The sequence below is a fragment of the Lentzea guizhouensis genome (assembly GCF_001701025.1).
GTDB classification, from domain to species: domain Bacteria; phylum Actinomycetota; class Actinomycetes; order Mycobacteriales; family Pseudonocardiaceae; genus Lentzea; species Lentzea guizhouensis.
On the sequence record NZ_CP016793.1, the window covers coordinates 7,556,574 to 7,574,603 of the forward strand.

An 18,030-nucleotide genomic window follows, 5' to 3' on the forward strand; every position below is an offset into this window, starting at 1 on the left:
GGGTGCGGCGGGTGCGGGTGGGAGCCAGCAGCCGCAGGTGGCCGTGCTCGGCCGGGTCGAGCCGCAGCGCGGTGGCCAGCGCGTCGAGGACGGCGGTGGAGGCGCTGGTGCTGACGCCCTGTTCGAGGCGGGTGTAGTAGCCGACGCTGACGCCGGCCAGCTCGGCGAGCTCTTCGCGGCGCAGACCGGGGACGCGGCGGTGGGTGTGGCCGGGTGGGAGGCCGGCGTCGGCGGGGGTGAGGCGTTCGCGGCGGCTGCGCAGGAAGTCGCCGAGGTCGGTCGTGATCACCACACCATCGTGGCGCCGATCTGCGTGTTGTGCCTGCACCTGTCAGGTGCACCTTCGGGACGTGCGCCGGGGCCCGGACCGTGCAGGGGGTGCGGTCCGGGCCCCGGTCTTCCTGGCGGCGGGTCCTCGCTCGACGTTCACGGTGCCGGTGAACCGTGGAACAGCCCGGCCGTCGTCGATGACCGGGCGTGGTGATCGTATTGCGCAGAGTGCATGGATCCAGCAACTCCCAAGATCCGAGATCGCTTCACAAACTGAGCTGCTCCGCTGGTCACGACATCCGCTTCCGTCCGCATGGTGGGACAAAACGGCAGCTCAACCGCTATGGAAACAGCGCGGAAACAGACAGCGGCGCTCGCCCGTCCGGTTCAGCGCACTGCGCTGTCCGACGTAGCCCCACCGCAGGGATCTTGTTTACAGTTAACGCAGTGCTCTGAGACCTGGGTCACGAATTCACAGGCCGAGGCGGGTGACCGCGTTGTCTTCAAGCGGGTTCGCCGTGCGGATGTAGCGGTGCACCATGCGCGGGTTCGTCCACCGGCCCTGCCGCATGATCTCCCGGTCGCTCGCCCCGCCCAGCGCCGCCTGCGTCGCGAACCCCGCCCGCAGCGAATGCCCGCCGAACAGCTCCGGGTCCAGCCCCGCCCTCACCGCGTACCGCTTCACCAGCTCCGCCACCGCACGCCCCGACATCGCCTTGGAGCCGATGCCGCCGTGCCGGTTGATCACCGGGAACACCGCCCCGGTCCGCCCGGTGCCCTGGTAGCCGTGACAGCGGTGCAACCCCGACTCCACCGGCTCACGCCCGTCGAGCACGTCCGCCCAGTCCGCGAACGCGCACACCGGGCACGTCGGCCGCCGGCTGCCGCGCGGCAGCACCACCGTCTGCTGGTGACGGCCCGTCTGGTCCGTCTTCGTCGTCCCCAGGGCGATCAGCAACAACGGCTCGTGCGTGCGCGGATCCACGTCCACCGTCACGTCCTCGAACTCGATCGCCGCCAGCTCACTGCGCCGCAACGCCCCCGCGAACCCCACCAGCAGCAGCACCGCGTCCCGTGCGCGCGCCGGCCCCTCCTGCGGGCGTTCGGCCAGCAGCGCTTCCAGCGTGTCCAGCAGCACCGGGCGTTTGCGCCGGGGCTGCGCCTTGCGGGAACGGCGGATACCGCGCAACGTCAGCCGCACCACGTCACTGCGCGTCGGACTCGGCAACCCGTTCGCCGCGTGCACCGCCGAGATCGCCGCCGACTTGCGCTCCAGCGTCGAGGCCCCGAACGCCGCCGACCCGTCCGGCTTCACCGTGTCCGCCGCCGCGGCCAGGTAGACCGCCACGTCCAGCGGATCCGCCGGCAACGCCTGCCTGCCCTCCGCCGCACACCACCCCGCCCACCCGATCCAGTCCGACCGGTAGGCCCGCACCGTGTTCGTGGACTGGGCGGCGCGCAGGTACGTCGCCAGCGACGCCGCCTGCTCGTCGTCGAACCGCGCCCGCACCGCCGCCAGCGCCTGCGCGTCCACCAGCACCGAGTGCGACACCCGCACCAGCGCGCTCTGGACCGGCTCCGGCAGGCTCACACCCGCGATGGTAGCCCTCTGATCAACTCCGCCACCTCCCGCGGCGAGAGCTCCACCGCCCCGATCCCCACCCCCCTCGAAGCTGCAGCGCCCCGGATCCGGATTCGACCGCGTGTAGAGGAAGAGCTTCGTCCCCGTCTCCTGCACCACGCTGTCCGCCGCCCGCTGCGCGTCCCGCGGCGACATCGGCAGGTGGACGTGGAACATCGGCGTCGACGGCACCTGCGGCACCGTGTGCGCGAACCCGTCGGCGTTGATCGCCGCCGCCAACGCCCGCGCGTGGTCGCGGAACTCCGCCATCCGCGGCAGCACCTCGTCGAGCCCCATCAACGCGAACACCGCCAACGGCCACGCGTCCACGACCGCCCCGCCCAGCCGGCGCCGCCACACCGCCGCGTGCCCGACCGTCTCCGCGTCACCGGCCAGCACCGCGCCCCGCGTGCCCTCCAGTCCTTTGTAGAGCGACACGTACACGGTGTCGAACAACGCCGCGATCTCCGCCAGTGACGCGTCGTACCCGGTCTGCGCCTCCCACAACCGCGCCCCGTCACAATGTGCCGCCGCACCCCTTCCACGCGCCCACTGCGTCTGCGCCTGCAGGTCCGCGAAGTCCGGCAGCTGGCCGCCGATGTCACGCTGCGGCAGCTCCCACACCACCGCCGCCAACGGCTCACCGACCGCTCCCAGGTCTCCCAGCGTCAGCAGCTCGTTGCGGTCACCCACCGGGTGGAACCGCAACCCGTGCACCGCGCTGTACCCCTGGTTCTCCCACACCTGCAGATGCGACTGCGGATGCCCGGCGAACGCGTGCCGGCCCGTTCTCTCCGCGTGCACCCGCAGCGCCGTCTGCTGCGCCATCGTGCCCGACGGGAAGAACAACGCCTTCGGCTTGCCCAGCAGCCCCGCGACCCGCTCCTCCAGCTCCCGCACCGGGTCCTCCGGCGCGGTGTCCGGGCGGATCCGCCCGCTCTCCTGCAGACGCCGCACCATCTCGAACGGTGAACGGCGCGGGGACGCGTGCAACGACAGCGAGCGACGGATCTCCATCACCCGACCCTAGGTGCTGCACATCACTGGCAACAGCGCCTTTTGACGGGCTTGCGCCGAGGTCAGGTGCGGGCGGCCAACGCCGCGAACCGCTCGTCCAGCTCCGCCTCGTCCGCCACGAACCACAACTGCCGGCCCTGGTTCGACTCGTAGACGAAATCACGCAACGCCGTGCTCCGCTCCACGTACGCGCTGATGTCACCGACGACCGCGACACCGAAGCCGTACTGCTGGAACTTCTGCACCACCGCGCCCGCCACCCGCGTGCGCAGCCGGAAGAAGTCCTCCGCCAGCCGCTGCGCCGGCACCACGATCCACGCGACGTCCTGACCCCACAGGGTGCCGATCAGGTCCACAGCGGACTGCTCGTCACCGATCACCGCACCGGTGGGGGAGCACATCAGGACCGTCACGCCGTGGCGCGCCCGCACAACATCAGACATGCGCAGCAAACTAGCGGCCACCCACCACCGTCGTCGCGCGCATTTGCCCCCTGACCGCGCGACCTGAACCTCACCCCCGTACCTGGAGATGGGCGGGTGCGGAAATGGGCAGGCGCGGCACCGGCGGTGGTCCCTAGGGTCACACCCATGCGTGATCTTGTGACGTTGCCCAAAGCACACCTGCACGTGCACCTGGAAAGCACCGTACGACCCGGCACCCTCGCCGAGCTCGCGGACCGCCACGGCGTCGAGGTCCCCGCCCACACCACCGGAACCTTCGACGGCTTCGGCCCGTTCGCCGTGCACAACGGCGCCGTACGGGACTGCCTGCGGGAGCCCGGCGACTTCCACCGGATCGCCTACGAGTTCTGCGCCGAGGAAGCAGCGCAGGGGACCCGCTACGCCGAGGTCACGTTCACCGCGGCAGCCCACGGAGAACGACTCGGTGATCCGGACATGCCGCTCGGAGCGGTACTCGCCGGGCTCGCCGCAGGACAGACCGCCCACGGCATCGAATGCCGTGTGATCGTGGACCACCCCAGGAAGAGGTCACCGCAGCGGTTCGAAGACTCGCTCCGACTCGCCGTCGAGCACCCGCAGGTCGTCGCGATCGGCGTCGCCGGAGCGGAGGACCACCCCCTCACCCCGTTCGCCACCGTCTTCCGCGCCGCCCGAGAAGCCGGCATCGGACTCGTGCACCACGCAGGAGAAACCTGCGGAGCACCGAGCATCGCCGAAGCCGTCACCCTCGGACAGGCCGACCGCATCGGACACGGCATCCGCGCACTCGACGACCCGTCCGTCGTCGCCCTGCTGCGTGACCGCGCCGTCCCACTGGAAGTGTGTCCGTCGTCCAACGTCGCGTTGGGACTGGTCGAATCGCTCTCCTCCCACCCGCTGCCGAAACTCCTCGACGCCGGCCTGACCGTCACGATCAACACCGACATCCCCTCCGCGACCGGCATCGGCCTGGCCGAGGAGTACTCACTGGTGCGATCGACCTTCGGCTACACCGACGACCGCATGGCCTGCTTCGCCCTCGCCGCCGTCGACGCCTCCTTCGCACCCGACGATCTGCGGGACTCGCTGCGTCAGGACATCGCCGCCTGGCGCGCCGGCTCGTAACACACCAGACCGTGCTTGGCCGCCAGCAACGACACCAGGTCCACCACCCGGCGCCACTGCGGCCACACCACGTGCACGATCACCGCGTCCGTCGCCACCGTCAGCGCCTCGTCCCACGACGGCACGTGCACCGGGGGACGCGCATCCGGAACGCTTCGAGGATCCGGCGCGGCCCGCGTGTCCGACGCGCTTGGAAGAACCGCCGAGGACCGCGAACCGGGCGCCCCTGGGACAGCCGCTGAAGACCGCGAGCCCGGCGTGCCCAGCAGCTGCGCCGACAACCGCGTGTCCGGCGCAGCTGGAAGAACCGCCGAAGACCGCGTGTCCGGCGCGCTTCCGGAAGCCGGCGCGGTGCGGGTGTCCGACGCACTCTGAGAGAGCGACGCGGTTCGTTGATCCGGCGACGTCCGCGAGCCGGGTGGACTGTGCCGGGGCAGCGCAGTCCACCCGGCCAGCGCAGTCTGCCCGGCCGGCCCGGTCTGCCCGGCTGGCCCGGTCTGTGGGTCGGGTGGGTCCGGCGAGGTCTGCTTCAGCTCCCGCACGAACGCCGCCACCCGCGGCTCGAACGCCCCCAACGGCGACGCCCGCAGCTCCGCGTACCGCGCCGCCGCCTCCGCGAACGACTCCGGGCCCGGCGCCCGCCACACCACCAGATCGAACGGGACGTCCATCACGCCACCTTCCCGAACAACACACCCAACCGCGGCACCCGCCGGCCGATCTCCCGCGGGTCCGCGAAGTCCCAGTGCTCTCCGGACGGCTCCGGCGAGACCAGCAGCTCGTGGTCGCCGAGGAGCTCCTGCAGCTCAGCCGAGCCCGGCTCACCCGACAGCGCCTCGGAGGCCACGTGGTCGAGACCTTCCCAGTCCGGCCACTCGTCATCCGGCCACGCGTGAACACCACCCGAAGCGGCGAGGTGCCGCACGTGCGGCACCTCGGCCAGGGCGTCCGGATCGGCCGCCACCGCCTCGAACGTCTCGCGCCCCAGCCCGATCAGCCACGCCTGGAAGTAGAAGAACCCGTCGTCCGAGCACAGACCCGCGCAGATCAGGTCCGCGGCGTGCCAGTGCCCCCACGTGTCCACCCGGCGGCGCAGCTCGTCCACGCGCAGCGCGAAGCCGGCGATCTCCGCCGGCGGCAACGACGCCAGGGAGGCGGTCAGCCACTCCAGGCGGGCGTCCTGGTCGGCGGTCTGCGAGGCGGACCGGTCGAGCAGGGCCCAGAACGCGTTCAGGTCCATGCCGAGCACGCTAGCGACGAGGTCTGACAATTTCCGATCGCCGCAGGTCAGGCGTACCAAAGAGGACGGAACGGGCGGTTCGGGGCGGCCGGGACGGGACGAAGGTCGCAGGGCGCGGGTGGGCGAGGCGGACCGAACCGGTCCGTCAGGGAGCCGTTCTCGCCCGTGCCGGCGAAGCCGGGGAAACCGCTGGTGAGCGAGACCACCGGTTATTGACGCGAGCGATCCGCACCCTCCTGACTATCCTTGAACCCAAATGGACACCCCGCTCGCTGAACTGCACAAACGCCTGCCCGAGCTCATGCCGCGTGATCAACGCCGGCTCGCCAGGCGCCTCGACGGCGCACGCAAGGTCAAAGACCCGATGGCGCGCCGCAAGATCACAGAGGAGATCGCCGGCCTCATCGACGAGGCCGCGCTCAAGGTCGCGCTGCGCAGGGAGTCCGTCCCGAAGATCAGCTATCCCGACGAGCTGCCGGTCAGCCAGCACAAGGACGAGATCAAAGAGCTGATCGCGCGCCACCAGGTCGTGATCGTCGCCGGGGAGACCGGGTCCGGCAAGACGACCCAGCTGCCGAAGATCTGCCTGGAGCTCGGGCGGGGGATCACCGGGCAGATCGGGCACACCCAGCCCCGCCGCATCGCCGCGCGCACCGTCGCCGAACGGGTCGCCGAGGAGCTGGGCACCAAGCTCGGGGACACGGTCGGGTACAAGGTGCGGTTCACCGACCAGTCCGGCGAGGACACGCTGGTCAAGCTCATGACCGACGGCATCCTGCTCGCCGAGATCCAGACCGACCGCACGCTGTCGCGCTACGACACGATCATCATCGACGAGGCCCACGAACGCAGCCTCAACGTCGACTTCCTGCTCGGCTACCTCAAGCAGCTGCTGCCGCGGCGACCGGACCTGAAGATCGTCATCACGTCCGCGACGATCGACCCGCAGCGGTTCAGCGCGCACTTCGACGACGCGCCCGTCATCGAGGTCTCCGGCCGCACCTACCCCGTCGAGACCCGCTACCGGCCGCTGGAGGAGGACGACGACCAGACCCAGGGCATCATCAACGCCGTCCACGAGCTGCAGGCCGAAGGCCCCGGCGACGTCCTGGTGTTCCTCTCCGGCGAACGCGAGATCCGCGACACCGCCGACGCCCTCAAAGCCGAAGACCTGAAGAACACCGAGATCCTGCCGTTGTACGCGCGGCTCAGCGTCGGTGAGCAGCACCGCGTCTTCCAGCGCCACACCGGCCGCCGGATCGTGCTCGCCACCAACGTCGCCGAGACCAGCCTCACCGTGCCGGGCATCAAGTACGTCGTCGACCCCGGCAACGCGCGCATCTCCCGCTACAGCCACCGCCTCAAGGTCCAGCGCCTGCCCATCGAACCCATCAGCCAGGCGAGTGCGAACCAGCGCAAGGGCCGCTGCGGCCGCGTCAGCGAAGGCATCTGCATCCGCCTGTACTCCGAGGAGGACTTCGAGGCCCGTCCGGAGTTCACCGACGCGGAGATCCTGCGCACCAACCTCGCCAGCGTCATCCTGCAGATGACCAACATCGGCCTCGGCGACGTCGCCAGGTTCCCGTTCATCGACCCGCCCGACAGCCGCAACATCAACGACGGCATCGGCCTGCTCCAGGAGCTCGGCGCCATCAGCGCCGACCGCAAGGCCGCGGGGGAGCAGACGCTCACCCCCACCGGCCGCAAGCTCGCCCAGCTGCCCGTCGACCCCCGCCTCGGCCGCATGGTCCTGGAGGCCGACACCACCGGCTGCCTCAAAGAGGTCATGATCATCGCCGCCGCGCTGTCCATCCAGGACCCCCGCGAACGGCCCGCCGACCAGCAGGACGCCGCCACGCAGCAGCACGCCAGGTTCGTCGACAAGGAATCCGACTTCGTCACGTTCCTCACCCTGTGGCAGTACCTCAAGGACAAGCAGAAAGAGCTCAGCGGCAACCAGTTCCGCAAGCTCTGCAAGGCCGAGTTCCTCAACTACCTGCGCGTGCGCGAGTGGCAGGACATCTACCTGCAGCTGCGCCAGGTCGCCAAGCAGATCGGCATGACCCTCAACGACACCCCCGGCGACCCGCGCAACATCCACATCGCGCTGCTCTCCGGGCTGCTCAGCCACATCGGCGTCAAAGACGTCCTCAAAAAGCAGGCCCCGAACGAGAAACGCCGGCCGCTGACCGAGTTCCTCGGCGCCCGCAACGCCAAGTTCGCGATCTTCCCCGGCAGCGCGCTGGCGAAGAAACCACCGCAATGGGTGATGGCCGCCGAGCTCGTCGAGACCAGCCGCCTGTGGGGCCGCATCGTCGCCAAGATCGAACCCGAGTGGGCCGAACGCCTCGGCGAGCACGTCGTCAAACGCCAGTACTCCGAACCGCACTGGGAGACCAAACGCGGCAGCGTCGTCGCCCTGGAGAAGGTCACCCTCTACGGTGTGCCGATCGTCGCCGGCCGCAAGGTCAACTACGGCCGCATCGACCCCGGGCTGTCGCGTGAGCTGTTCCTGCGCCACGCACTCGTACAGGGGGAGTGGACCACCCACCACCGGTTCTTCCACACCAACCGCGCCCTGCTGGAGGAGGTCGGGGAGCTCGAGAACCGGGCGCGGCGCCGCGACATCGTCGTCGACGAGGAAACCCTCTACGACTTCTACGACAAACGCGTCGGCCAGGACGTGGTCTCCGCGCGGCACTTCGACACCTGGTGGAAGAAGCAGAAGGACAAGAACCTCCTCACCTTCACCAAGGACATGCTGGTCAACGACCGCGCCGACGTCCGCCCCGAGGCCTACCCCGACCAGTGGCGCCAGGGCGAGCTGACCCTGCCGCTGAGCTACCACTTCGAACCCGGCACGAAGAACGACGGTGTTACCGTCCAGCTGCCGCTCCCGGCGCTCACCACCCTGGACGACGACGCGTTCTCCTGGCAGATCCCCGGCCTGCGCCACGACCTCGTCGTCGCCCTCATCCGGTCACTGCCCAAGCAGATCCGCCGCAACTTCGTGCCCGTCCCCGACGTCGCCACCGCCGTCCTCGCCCGCATCAACCCCGCCGACACGAGCCTGCTCGCCGGGGTCGAACGCGAGCTCAAAGCCCTCACCGGCGTCACCGTGCACCGCGAGGACTGGCAGCTCGACGCCGTCCCCGACCACCTCAAGCTCACCTTCCAGGTCGTCGACGAGAACAACCGCACCCTCGCCGAGGGCAAGGACATCGCCGCGCTCAAGACCCAGCTGCGCGACGAGGTCCGCGAGTCGCTGTCCCAAGCCGCCGGGCACCTCGAACGCACCGGGCTGACCACCTGGGACTTCGACACCCTGCCCCGCACCATCGAGCAGCGGCAGTCCGGCATCACCGTCACCGCCTACCCGTCGCTGCTCGACCGCGGCGACACCGTGGCGATCAAGGTCCTCGACACCCCCGGCCGGCAGGCCCACGCGCACCGCCGCGGTGTGCGCAGGTTGTTGCTGCTCAACCTGAACTCACCGGTCAAGCACCTGCAACGCCACCTCGACAACGCCTCCAAGCTCGCCCTGACCCGCAACCCGCACGGTGGGGTGGCGAACCTGCTCGCCGACTGCATCACGGCCGCGGTCGACCGGCTCATGGGCGAACCCGCGTGGGACCAGAAGTCGTTCGCCGCCCAGCTCAAGAAGGTCCAGGCCGCGCTCAACGACACCACCTGGGTGACCGTGCAGGAGGTCCGCAAGGTCCTCGAAGCCGCTCACGAGGCCGAGCTCACGCTCACCTCCCTCAAGGGCGCCCCCGACTCGGTCAACGACATCCGCGGCCAGCTCGACTCGCTGGTGTACAAGGGGTTCGTCACCCACACCGGCTACGACCGGCTGCCGGACCTGGTCCGCTACCTCAAGGGCATCTCCCGGCGCATCGAGAAGCTGCCCGAGAACCCGCGCCGCGACCTCGAGTGGACTCACCAGGTCCACCAGGTCCACGCCGAGTACCGCGACCTGCGCGCCCAGATCCCGGCCGACGAACCCGCGCCCGAGCTCGACGAGATCCGCTGGATGATCGAGGAACTGCGGCTGTCCTACTTCGCCCAGACCATCGGCACCCGCTACACCGTCAGCGACAAACGCATCTACAAGGCACTCGACGCCGTCCCCCTGTGACCCGCGGCGGCTACCGTGACACATGCACTTGGCCGGCAACACGGTTTCGGCGCCGACTGGGACGGTGGTGGACCCACGTCCTGGGCGGCGGGCGGACCGCGGGCGGAGCCGAACACGGCCTCGCCCGCTGGCCCCTGACGACGCCAGGAGGACCTTCGGCGCGGTGCTGCAGGAACTCCTCGCCGACCTCGAGCGCGAGCTCGAAGGCATCTAACCCGGCGGCTCCCCAGCAGGCGGCTCCCCGGCAGGCGGCCCCTCGGCGGGAGGCTCCAGGGCGCCGGTCATGATCGCCACCGCGTCCGACATCGACACCTCCCGCGGGTCCACCACCGCGCGGCGCCGGCCGAGGCGCTGGATGTGGATGCGGTCGGCCACCTCGAACACGTGCGGCATGTTGTGGCTGATCAGGATCACCGGCAGCCCCCGCTCCCGCACCTGCAGGATGAGATCCAGCACCGCGCGTGACTCCCGCACACCCAGCGCCGCCGTCGGCTCGTCCATGATCACCACCCGGCTGCCGAACGCCGCCGCCCGCGCCACCGCCACCGCCTGGCGCTGACCACCCGACAGGGTCTCCACCGCCTGACCGGGGTTCTGGATCGTCATGATCCCCAGCGCGTCGAGCTGCCGGCGCGCCTCCTCCCGCATCCCCGCCCGGTCCAGCATGCGGAACACCGACCCCAGCACCCCCGGCCGGCGGCGTTCGCGGCCCAGGAACAGGTTCGCCGCGATGTCGAGCGACGGGGCCACCGCCAGCGACTGGTGCACCGTCTCGATCCCCGCCCGCCGCGCGTCCAGGGGAGTGGAGAACGACACCGGCCGCCCGTCGACCGCGATCGTGCCCTCGTCCGGCACCACCGCCCCCGACAACGCCTTGATCAGCGTCGACTTCCCCGCACCGTTGTCACCGATCACCGCGAGGATCTCACCGGGCAGCAGCTCCAGGTCCGCACCCGCCAGCGCCGTCACCTTCCCGTAGCGCTTCACCAGCCCGCAGGCCGCGAGCACCGGGGTCATGGCTTGACCTTCCTGATCCACTGGTCCAGCGACACCGCCACGATGATCAGCACCCCCACCGCCAGCGTCTGCCACAGCACGTCCACCCCCGCCAGCGCCAGGCCGTTGCGGAACACCCCGACGATCAACGCCCCGATCAACGACCCCACGATCGCCCCGCGGCCGCCGAACAGCGACGTCCCGCCGATCACCACCGCCGTGATCGAGTCCAGGTTGTCGGTCTGCCCCGCCTGCGGGCTCGCCGACGCGATCCGGCCGATCAACGTCCACGCCGCCAGCGCGTACACCAGCCCCGCCACCGCGTACACGCTCAGCAGCACCCGCGTCGTGCGGATACCCGACAGGCGTGCGGCTTCGGCGTCGTCACCCGTGGCGTAGACGTGCCGGCCCCACCCGGTGTTCTTCAGCACGAACGCCATCGCCGCCACCAGCACGACCATCATGACCGACCCGTAGGTGATCCGCGTGCCCCCGACGGTGAACGTCTGCCCCGTCCACAGCAGCAGGTCCGGCATGTCCGTGCCCCGGATCGTCGCACTGCCCGAGTACCACAGGTTCAGCGCGAAGAACACGTTGAGCGTGCCCAGCGTGACGATGAACGGCGGCAGCTTCAGCCGCGTCACCAACAACCCGTTGAGCAGCCCGCACAGCGTGCCCACCGCGAACCCCAGCAGCAACGCCGGCAACCCCGGCAACCCGGTCTGCGTCGCCACCTTCGCCATCACGATCGACGTCAGCACCATCACCGCGCCGCACGACAGGTCGATCCCCGCCGTCAGGATCACGATCGTCTGACCCACCGCGAGCGTGCCCACCACCGCGACCTGCTGCAGGATCAGCGAGATGTTGCCCGGTGTGAGGAACCGGTCCGACAACACCGCGAACACCACCACCGCCAGCAGCAGCACCACCGCCGGCCCGATCGTCGCCTGCGCGTGCAACAAGTGCTGCACCCGCGCCAGCAACGACCGGCCGGGCTGCTGCTCCACCACCGCCACGGCTCAGCCCCAGCAGTTCTGCAGGCCCCACGCCGAGTCCTTCGACTCGACGCCGTCGGCCGGCTGGTCGGTGACGAGGGTGACGCCGGTGTCGGTGTCGGACGGCTTCGACCCGTCCTTCGCGAACTTCGCCACCGCCTCCACCCCCAGCTGCGCCATCTTCAGCGGGTACTGCTGCGAGGTCGCCCCGATCACCCCGGCCTTCACGTTCTCCACCCCCGGACAGCCGCCGTCGACCGACACGATCACCACGTCGCGCTCCTTGCCGGCCGCCTTCAACGCCTCATACGCGCCCGCCGCGGCCGGTTCGTTGATCGTGTACACGAGGTTGATGTTTGGGTCGCGCTGCAGCAGGTTCTCCATCGCCGTGCGCCCACCGGCCGGATCACCGTTGGTGACGTCGTGGCCCACGATCCGCGGATCGGCCTCGTCGCCGATGCGGTTGCGGTCCTTCACGTCGACGCCGAAACCCTCCAGGAAACCCTGGTCGCGCTGCACGTCCACCGACACCTGGTTCGGGTTCAGGTCCAGCAACGCGATCCGGGCCTGCGTGCCCTCCTTCGCGAACCTCGCCTTCGCCCACTGCCCGATCAGCAACCCGGCCCGGTAGTTGTCCGTCGCGAACGTCGCATCCGCCGCGCTCGCCGGCTCCAGCTGCGTGTCCAGCGCGATCACCAGCAACCCCGCCGCCCGCGCCTTGTCCACCGACGGCACGATCGCCTTCGAGTCGCTCGGCGTGATCAGGATGCCCTTCGCACCCGAGGCGATCAGGTTCTCGACCGCGTCCACCTGCGCCTGGTTGTCACCGTCCTGCTTGCCCGCGAACGACTGCACCGTCGCCCCCTGCGACGACGCCGCCTGCTGCGCGCCCTCCTTCATCTTCACGAAGAACGGGTTGGTGTCGGTCTTCGTGACCAGGCCGACCAGCGTGCCGCCACCACCCGGCGAACCACCACCACCGCACGCCGTGACCAGCGTGAGCAACGCCGCTGCGGTGACCCCGACGGTTCTGCGCATGACAACTCCCAACGTCAACGTTGACGCATCTGAGCGACTAACCGGGTATACCGTTGCGTCATCGTTGACGCAAGAGTCGAGGGGAGCGGGACATGCCCGACCGTGGCGAGGGCGGTGGGAGACGCGAACCCACCATGCGCGATGTCGCCGCGCTGGCGAAGGTCAGCGTCAAGACCGTCTCCCGCGTCGTCAACGACCTGCCCGGCGCCGGCACCGAGGTCGCCGACCGCGTCCGCGCCGCCGCCCGCACACTCGGGTACCGCCCCGACCTCACCGCCAGCAGCCTGCGCCGCGCCGACCGCCGCAGCGCCACCATCGGCGTGCTGTTCGAGGACCTCTCCAACCCCTTCGACGCCGCCCTGCTGCGCGCCGTCGAGGACCGCGCCCGCCAGGGCGGCGTCCTCGTGCTCGCCGGCAGCAGCGAGGACGACCACACCCTGCAACGCGAGCTGCTGCTGTCCCTGGCCGCCCGCCGCGTCGACGGCGTCGTCGTCATGGCCGCCGGCGGCCACCAGGACGCCCTGCAGGCCGAACGCGAACGCGGCACCCCGATGGTCCTGGTCGACCGGCCACCCACCTTCGGCGGCACCGACTGCGTCACCACCACCAACCGCGACAGCTCCCGCGACGCCGTCACCCGCCTCGCCGCGCTCGGGCACCGCGACATCGCGTTCCTCGGCGACCGCCGCACCCTGTGGACCAGCCAGGAGCGCTACACCGGCTACCTCGAAGGCCTCGCCCGGACCGGACTCACCTTGCGCGAGGAGCTCGTGCACGCCGACCTGCACGGCGCCGACCTCGCCGAGACCGCAACGGCAGCGTTGCTCGGGCTCGGACGTCCGCCCACCGCGTTGTTCACCGCCCAGAACCTCATCACCGTCGGCGCCATGCGCGTGTTGCGCGCGCACGGGCTGCAGCACCGCGTGGCGCTCATCGGGTTCGACGACTTCCCCCTGGCCGACATGCTCGACCCCGGTGTCACCGTCGTCCGCCAGGACGTCCCCGGTCTCGGCCGCAAAGCCGCCGAGCTCGTCTTCGCCCGCATCGACGGCGACACCTCACCACCCGTGCACGCCGTCGTCCCCGCCGCACTCGTGCCCCGCGGCTCAGGCGAGATCGCGCCGCCGGCCTAGCTCGTGGACTTCAGCAGCGCCTCACCCGTGCGGTAGAGCTCGACCAGCAACGGCCGCAGCGCGAGCCCGGCGCCGGTCAGGGCGTACGCGGTGCGCGCCGGGAAACCGGGGGAGCGGTCCCGGCGCACCAGCCCCTGCGCCACCAGCCCGTCCAGGCGTTCGGTCAGCACCTTCGCGCTGAGCTGCGGCAACCCCGCCCGCAGCGCGGAGAACGACCGCGGCCCGCCCATCAGGTCCCGCAGCACCAGCGTCGCCCACCGGCCGCTGATCGCCGCCAGCGCCACCTCCACCGGGCAGTTTGCCGACGGAGCCACGGTCCGGCCGCTGTCCGAGGGCACCAGTTCGTCGTCCCAGGTCACCGTTTGGTGACCCACGTCGGCGTCCGCAACGCTGGCGGCATGAGCATCCACCCCGCCAGTGTCGCCCACGCGTTCGCCGCCGCGTTCAACTCCCGCGACGCCGACGCCGTCGACGCGGTCTACGAACCCGGCGGCCTGTTCGTCCCCCGGCCCGGTCACACCGTCACCGGACCCGACCGGCGTGCCGCCAACCAGGAGTTCCTCGACACCGGGTTGCCGATCACGGTCACGCCCCGGCACGTCTACGCGCACGACGGCGTCGCGTTGCTGATCGTGGACTGGGCCATCGGCGAGATCACCGGCACCGCCACCGACGTCGCGCGTCTCGGCGCGGACGGGCGGTGGCGGTACGTGATCGACAACCCGTTCGGCACCAGGGACGCGCCGAAGCCGGTCAAAGCCATTCGCTGATCATCGCGTCACCTGCTCTCCCCGGTGGCGGTGAGTGCTCGAGCGCGGGTGATCACGGGGCGGTATCCCAGCTCCGCCACCGCTTTGCGCGTGTCCAAGGTGCACTGTTGTGAGAAGAACCAGAGCAAGGGCACCGGTACCCGTTCCAGTGCTGTGGGGAGGTCGAGGTCCGGCACCGACGGCTTCACGCCGTGGAGCCGGAACTGCGTCTCGAGGAACGACCTCAGTTCCACCGGCTCGCGGTCGGTGACGAAGTACGCCTCGCCGGGCCGGCCGCGCAGCCAGCCGAGGACCAGTCCTTCCACGGCGTTGTCGACGTAGGTCACGTCGGTGAGCACCCTGCTGCCCTCGATCCAGGCGAACCCGCCCTCCTGCGCCGCCTGGACGATCGCGCCGATCAGACTGCTGTGCGGTCCCCACACGAACCGGGGACGGATGATGACGGTGCTGAGCCGGTCGTCCGAGGCCTCCGCGACGAGCTGCTCGGCCTGCGCCTTGGTGGCGGAGTAGGCCGCGGGCGAGTCCGGGCGCAGCGGAGCGGTCTCGTCCGCGTCGACCAGGGGGTCGCCGGCCAGCAACGCGGCCTCCGATCCACAGTGGACGAACCGACCGGCGTGCACGCGGCGCGCGCCTTCGAGAGCGGCCGCGGTGCCGTCCACCGTCACGAGCCGGTGCTGCTGCGGGCTCGCCGTGAGGTCGGTCTCCGCGGCGAGGTGGAAGACCACGTCGTAGGTGTCGCCGGGACGAGCCCACGTGCCGGGGTCGAGCAGGTCTCCCCGGACGGCGGTGGCGCCCGCGCTCTCGACGACGCGCGCAGCGGCGTCGCTGCGCGCCAGGGCGGACACCGCGTGGCCGTCCGCGACCAGGCGGCGGATCAGGGCGGTGCCGATGAAGCCGGAGCCGCCGGTGACGAATGCTGAAGTCATGTCCGGTCCAACGGCGTCACCACGACAACACTTCCCGTCGCACGATCGATATGATCTGGCACGGTGATAAGTTTTGTTTATGCCTACTTTGCGTGCGCTGGAGTGCCTGCTCGCCGCCGCCGACCTGGGCTCGGTGACGCGCGCCGCACAGCACCTGCACCTGTCCCAGCCGGCGATCTCGCACCAACTGGTCGCCCTCGAACGTGAAGCGGGCACCGCGCTGCTGATCCGTGACCGCCGCGGAGTCCGCCTCACGGCAGCCGGACGCGCCGCGCTGCCCGAGGCCCGCCGAGCCGTGGCCGCCGCCGACGACGCCATCCGCCTGGCGCGCGCGACGGGCCGGGCCGTCGGAGGCACCGTCCGCGTGGTGTGCGCGCAAAGCCTCACGGTGGCATTGCTGGCGCCGGTGCTGAGCCGGTGGAACGCCGACCGTCCCGACGTGACGATCGCGTTCCGCGAGAGCACGGACCAGGAGTCGGCGCTCGCCGCACTGGACTCGGCAGAGGCCGACCTCCTGCTGGTTCCCGACCTCGGCGACACCGACCTCGACAAGACCGTCATCGCCGAGGAAGAAGTCGTGGTGGCGCTCCCGGCCCGGCATCCGCTGGCGTCTCGGCGCGCCATCCGGCAGGACGACCTGCACGGCCAGTCGTTCGTGCACTTCACGCCGGAGAACAGGCTCGGCACGTGGATCGAGAGCCACCTCGACGTCGACCTGGGGCAGTCGGTGGTGGCCCGCACCTCCGTGACGACGCACGCGCCTGCGCTGGCGGCGGCGGGCCTGGGGATCGCAGTGGTGCCGGTCAGCGCCGTCATGGCGGGTTTCGCCGGCGCGGTCCGTCCCTTCGACCCCCGGTGGAGACGCCGCCTGGTCGCCCTGACCAGCAGCCCTCGGGACCCGCTCACCGCGCAGCTGATCAGCGACCTGCGCGACGGAGGTCTGCACGTGCCCGGCGACATCGCGGACCAGTTGGCTCCGGTGAGCCCGGAACCACGCTGAGCGGCCGGATCGCCGTGATCAACGAACGGCTGTGACCGACAACCCGTTCGGCGCTAGCCGCGCGGGGTGACCGACACGACCGCGTCGACCACCTCGCGGCCGGAGAGCAGCACCTCGTCGTTGTGGTCGGCGCCGGTCACCTCGACCAGCCTCGCCCGCGCCGCCGCGGCCACCGCACGCGACTGCGCCGGCGGCACCACCGAGTCCGCCGCCCCTAGCACCACCACGGTCGGAACGTCCACCGAGGACACCCGCTCCGCCACGGGGTACTTGTCCTGCAACAACATCTTGACCGGCAGGAACGGGTAGTGGTGCGAGCCGACCTCCGCCAGCGACACGAACGGTGAGCGCAGCACCATCCCCGCCGGCGCCCGGTGGGTCGCGAGCTCGACCGCCACCGCAGCGCCCAGCGACTCACCGAAGTAGACGACCGGCCCGTCGACCAGGTCCAGCGCCGCCCGCGCGTCCATCGCCAGGCCCTCCTCGGAAGGCTTGCCGGGGTTGCCGCCGTAGCCGCGGTAGTCGAACAGCAGCACCGACAGCCCCGCGTCGACCAGCTCCCGCGCCAACGGCACCCGGCCCAGCCGGTTGCCGCCGTTGCCCGGGAACACCACCACCGTCGCCGGGGCGTCGCGGGTCTCGAAGTGCCAGCTGTCGAGCAGCAGACTGTCCGCCGTCACCAGCCGGACGTCCCGCCCACCGGGCAGGACCTCCTGCGCGGACGGCAGCGGACCGGGGGAGGGGAAGTAGACCAGCTTGCGCTGGAACGCGAAGACCACGGCGACGATGGTGACAACCACCGCCACCGCGATCAACACCGCCCTGCGCATGAGCTCATCTCAGCAGCGCTTGTCCGTGTTCGCGAAATGCGCGTACTCCGGGTTGTCGTACAGGCTGCCCTGGGCCTGCGTGCACACCGACACCGTGTCGGTGCCCGCCGACCACACCTCCTGCCGCCGGTTCGAGCCCTTGCGGTACCCCTTCGTACCGCCCGAGGTCAGGATCGCCGCGGAGACTGTGTAGTCACCGCCGCGGTTGTGGTAGCTGTCCCAGACGTAGACGTACGCCCAGTTCTTCCCGCAGCCCTTGAACTGCTTCACCGACGCCCACTGCGCGCCGGCCTCCCAGCCGATGTGGGCGGTCTTGCCGATCTGGGGCACGGTGCCGCAGCCGGGCGCGCTCTCGGCGTGCGCGACCCCGGACGACAACCCGGCCATGACGAACGCGGCCACCGCCGCGACAGGAACAATCTTCACGCCACGACCGTGACCGGGCGCGGTTGGCCGGCGGTAAATCACGTCGCCCTGGCCGTGCC

General features: G+C 70.8%; 16 protein-coding genes and 1 pseudogene. 5 read left to right on the top strand and 12 right to left on the bottom strand.

Annotated elements, in window-relative coordinates; translation table 11 throughout:
* Positions 1-94 precede the first annotated feature (94 nt).
* The 3 genes and pseudogenes from BBK82_RS54990 to BBK82_RS36285 form a co-directional block, all read right to left on the bottom strand.
* Positions 95-328: pseudogene (locus tag BBK82_RS54990) on the bottom strand (helix-turn-helix domain-containing protein); the annotation flags it as partial.
* Between the two features lie 414 nt (positions 329-742).
* A complete protein-coding gene (locus tag BBK82_RS54995; RefSeq protein WP_083268377.1) occupies positions 743-2,908 on the bottom strand; it encodes a beta-eliminating lyase-related protein in 2,166 nt (721 codons plus the stop codon).
* 62 nt (positions 2,909-2,970) lie between these two features.
* Positions 2,971-3,351 (bottom strand): DUF4180 domain-containing protein, encoded by a 381-nt coding sequence (locus tag BBK82_RS36285; RefSeq protein ID WP_065918990.1) that lies wholly within the window; start codon positions 3,349-3,351, stop codon positions 2,971-2,973.
* 147 nt (positions 3,352-3,498) lie between these two features.
* Here BBK82_RS36285 and add point away from each other — a divergent pair, with 147 nt between their 5' ends.
* On the top strand, positions 3,499-4,476 hold the full coding sequence (gene add, locus BBK82_RS36290) for an adenosine deaminase (RefSeq protein WP_065918991.1): 978 nt from the start codon (positions 3,499-3,501) through the stop codon (positions 4,474-4,476).
* Here add and BBK82_RS50975 read toward each other — a convergent pair.
* Together BBK82_RS50975 and BBK82_RS36295 are read right to left on the bottom strand one after the other, a co-directional pair.
* On the bottom strand, positions 4,443-5,147 hold the full coding sequence (locus BBK82_RS50975; RefSeq protein ID WP_154697710.1) for a hypothetical protein: 705 nt from the start codon (positions 5,145-5,147) through the stop codon (positions 4,443-4,445). The genes add and BBK82_RS50975 overlap by 34 nt on opposite strands.
* Positions 5,147-5,716 carry a DUF4240 domain-containing protein gene (locus BBK82_RS36295; protein WP_065921628.1) on the bottom strand — a complete coding sequence of 190 codons (570 nt, stop codon included), beginning with the start codon at positions 5,714-5,716 and terminating at the stop codon, positions 5,147-5,149. The genes BBK82_RS50975 and BBK82_RS36295 overlap by 1 nt, the downstream gene beginning before the upstream one ends.
* A 256-nt stretch (positions 5,717-5,972) precedes the next feature.
* Here BBK82_RS36295 and hrpA point away from each other — a divergent pair, with 256 nt between their 5' ends.
* Positions 5,973-9,854: an ATP-dependent RNA helicase HrpA gene (hrpA, locus tag BBK82_RS36300; protein WP_065918992.1), complete on the top strand. Its 3,882-nt coding sequence runs from the start codon at positions 5,973-5,975 to the stop codon at positions 9,852-9,854.
* A gap of 210 nt (positions 9,855-10,064) precedes the next feature.
* On the opposite strand, the gene BBK82_RS36305 is transcribed toward hrpA, so the two are convergent.
* Genes BBK82_RS36305 through BBK82_RS36315 form a run of 3 tightly spaced genes read right to left on the bottom strand, consistent with a single transcriptional unit; the run spans position 10,065 to position 12,886 of the window.
* On the bottom strand, positions 10,065-10,871 hold the full coding sequence (locus BBK82_RS36305) for an ATP-binding cassette domain-containing protein (RefSeq protein ID WP_065918993.1): 807 nt from the start codon (positions 10,869-10,871) through the stop codon (positions 10,065-10,067).
* A complete protein-coding gene (locus BBK82_RS36310) occupies positions 10,868-11,869 on the bottom strand; it encodes an ABC transporter permease (protein WP_065918994.1) in 1,002 nt (333 codons plus the stop codon). The genes BBK82_RS36305 and BBK82_RS36310 overlap by 4 nt, the downstream gene beginning before the upstream one ends.
* Positions 11,870-11,872: 3 nt before the next feature.
* Complete coding sequence (locus tag BBK82_RS36315; protein WP_065918995.1) at positions 11,873-12,886, bottom strand: sugar ABC transporter substrate-binding protein; 1,014 nt, start codon at positions 12,884-12,886, stop codon at positions 11,873-11,875.
* Between the two features lie 92 nt (positions 12,887-12,978).
* Here BBK82_RS36315 and BBK82_RS36320 point away from each other — a divergent pair, with 92 nt between their 5' ends.
* A complete protein-coding gene (locus tag BBK82_RS36320; protein WP_065918996.1) occupies positions 12,979-14,019 on the top strand; it encodes a LacI family DNA-binding transcriptional regulator in 1,041 nt (346 codons plus the stop codon).
* Here BBK82_RS36320 and BBK82_RS36325 read toward each other — a convergent pair.
* Positions 14,016-14,393: a winged helix-turn-helix transcriptional regulator gene (locus BBK82_RS36325; protein ID WP_065921630.1), complete on the bottom strand. Its 378-nt coding sequence runs from the start codon at positions 14,391-14,393 to the stop codon at positions 14,016-14,018. The two genes, BBK82_RS36320 and BBK82_RS36325, sit on opposite strands and share 4 nt — an antisense overlap.
* 24 nt (positions 14,394-14,417) lie before the next feature.
* Between BBK82_RS36325 and BBK82_RS36330 the strand changes: the two genes are divergently transcribed.
* Positions 14,418-14,789, top strand: coding sequence for a YybH family protein (locus BBK82_RS36330; RefSeq protein ID WP_170068024.1), 372 nt, complete (start codon positions 14,418-14,420; stop codon positions 14,787-14,789).
* Between the two features lie 8 nt (positions 14,790-14,797).
* On the opposite strand, the gene BBK82_RS36335 is transcribed toward BBK82_RS36330, so the two are convergent.
* Positions 14,798-15,715, bottom strand: coding sequence for an NAD-dependent epimerase/dehydratase family protein (locus tag BBK82_RS36335; protein ID WP_065918997.1), 918 nt, complete (start codon positions 15,713-15,715; stop codon positions 14,798-14,800).
* A 79-nt stretch (positions 15,716-15,794) separates the two neighbouring features.
* On the opposite strand from BBK82_RS36335, the gene BBK82_RS36340 reads away from it, so the two are divergent.
* Positions 15,795-16,715: a LysR family transcriptional regulator gene (locus tag BBK82_RS36340; RefSeq protein ID WP_065918998.1), complete on the top strand. Its 921-nt coding sequence runs from the start codon at positions 15,795-15,797 to the stop codon at positions 16,713-16,715.
* 53 nt (positions 16,716-16,768) lie between these two features.
* On the opposite strand, the gene BBK82_RS36345 is transcribed toward BBK82_RS36340, so the two are convergent.
* Entirely contained in the window at positions 16,769-17,545 is a 777-nt protein-coding gene (locus tag BBK82_RS36345) for an alpha/beta hydrolase (protein WP_065918999.1), read from the bottom strand.
* A 9-nt stretch (positions 17,546-17,554) separates the two neighbouring features.
* Complete coding sequence (locus tag BBK82_RS36350; RefSeq protein WP_154697711.1) at positions 17,555-17,971, bottom strand: hypothetical protein; 417 nt, start codon at positions 17,969-17,971, stop codon at positions 17,555-17,557.
* Positions 17,972-18,030 lie beyond the last annotated feature (59 nt).

What these genes read in the sequence shown, in the direction of transcription:
- BBK82_RS36335 (WP_065918997.1), bottom strand. Translation starts at nt 15,715, where the DNA reads ATGACTTCAGCATTCGTCACCGGCGGCTCCGGCTTCATCGGCACCGCC.
- BBK82_RS36305 (WP_065918993.1), bottom strand. Translation starts at nt 10,871, where the DNA reads ATGACCCCGGTGCTCGCGGCCTGCGGGCTGGTGAAGCGCTACGGGAAG.
- BBK82_RS36330 (WP_170068024.1), top strand. Translation starts at nt 14,418, where the DNA reads ATGAGCATCCACCCCGCCAGTGTCGCCCACGCGTTCGCCGCCGCGTTC.
- BBK82_RS36345 (WP_065918999.1), bottom strand. Translation starts at nt 17,545, where the DNA reads ATGCGCAGGGCGGTGTTGATCGCGGTGGCGGTGGTTGTCACCATCGTC.
- hrpA (WP_065918992.1), top strand. Translation starts at nt 5,973, where the DNA reads ATGGACACCCCGCTCGCTGAACTGCACAAACGCCTGCCCGAGCTCATG.
- BBK82_RS36320 (WP_065918996.1), top strand. Translation starts at nt 12,979, where the DNA reads ATGCCCGACCGTGGCGAGGGCGGTGGGAGACGCGAACCCACCATGCGC.
- BBK82_RS36285 (WP_065918990.1), bottom strand. Translation starts at nt 3,351, where the DNA reads ATGTCTGATGTTGTGCGGGCGCGCCACGGCGTGACGGTCCTGATGTGC.
- BBK82_RS36295 (WP_065921628.1), bottom strand. Translation starts at nt 5,716, where the DNA reads ATGGACCTGAACGCGTTCTGGGCCCTGCTCGACCGGTCCGCCTCGCAG.
- BBK82_RS54995 (WP_083268377.1), bottom strand. Translation starts at nt 2,908, where the DNA reads ATGGAGATCCGTCGCTCGCTGTCGTTGCACGCGTCCCCGCGCCGTTCA.
- add (WP_065918991.1), top strand. Translation starts at nt 3,499, where the DNA reads ATGCGTGATCTTGTGACGTTGCCCAAAGCACACCTGCACGTGCACCTG.
- BBK82_RS50975 (WP_154697710.1), bottom strand. Translation starts at nt 5,147, where the DNA reads ATGGACGTCCCGTTCGATCTGGTGGTGTGGCGGGCGCCGGGCCCGGAG.
- BBK82_RS36315 (WP_065918995.1), bottom strand. Translation starts at nt 12,886, where the DNA reads ATGCGCAGAACCGTCGGGGTCACCGCAGCGGCGTTGCTCACGCTGGTC.
- BBK82_RS36340 (WP_065918998.1), top strand. Translation starts at nt 15,795, where the DNA reads ATGCCTACTTTGCGTGCGCTGGAGTGCCTGCTCGCCGCCGCCGACCTG.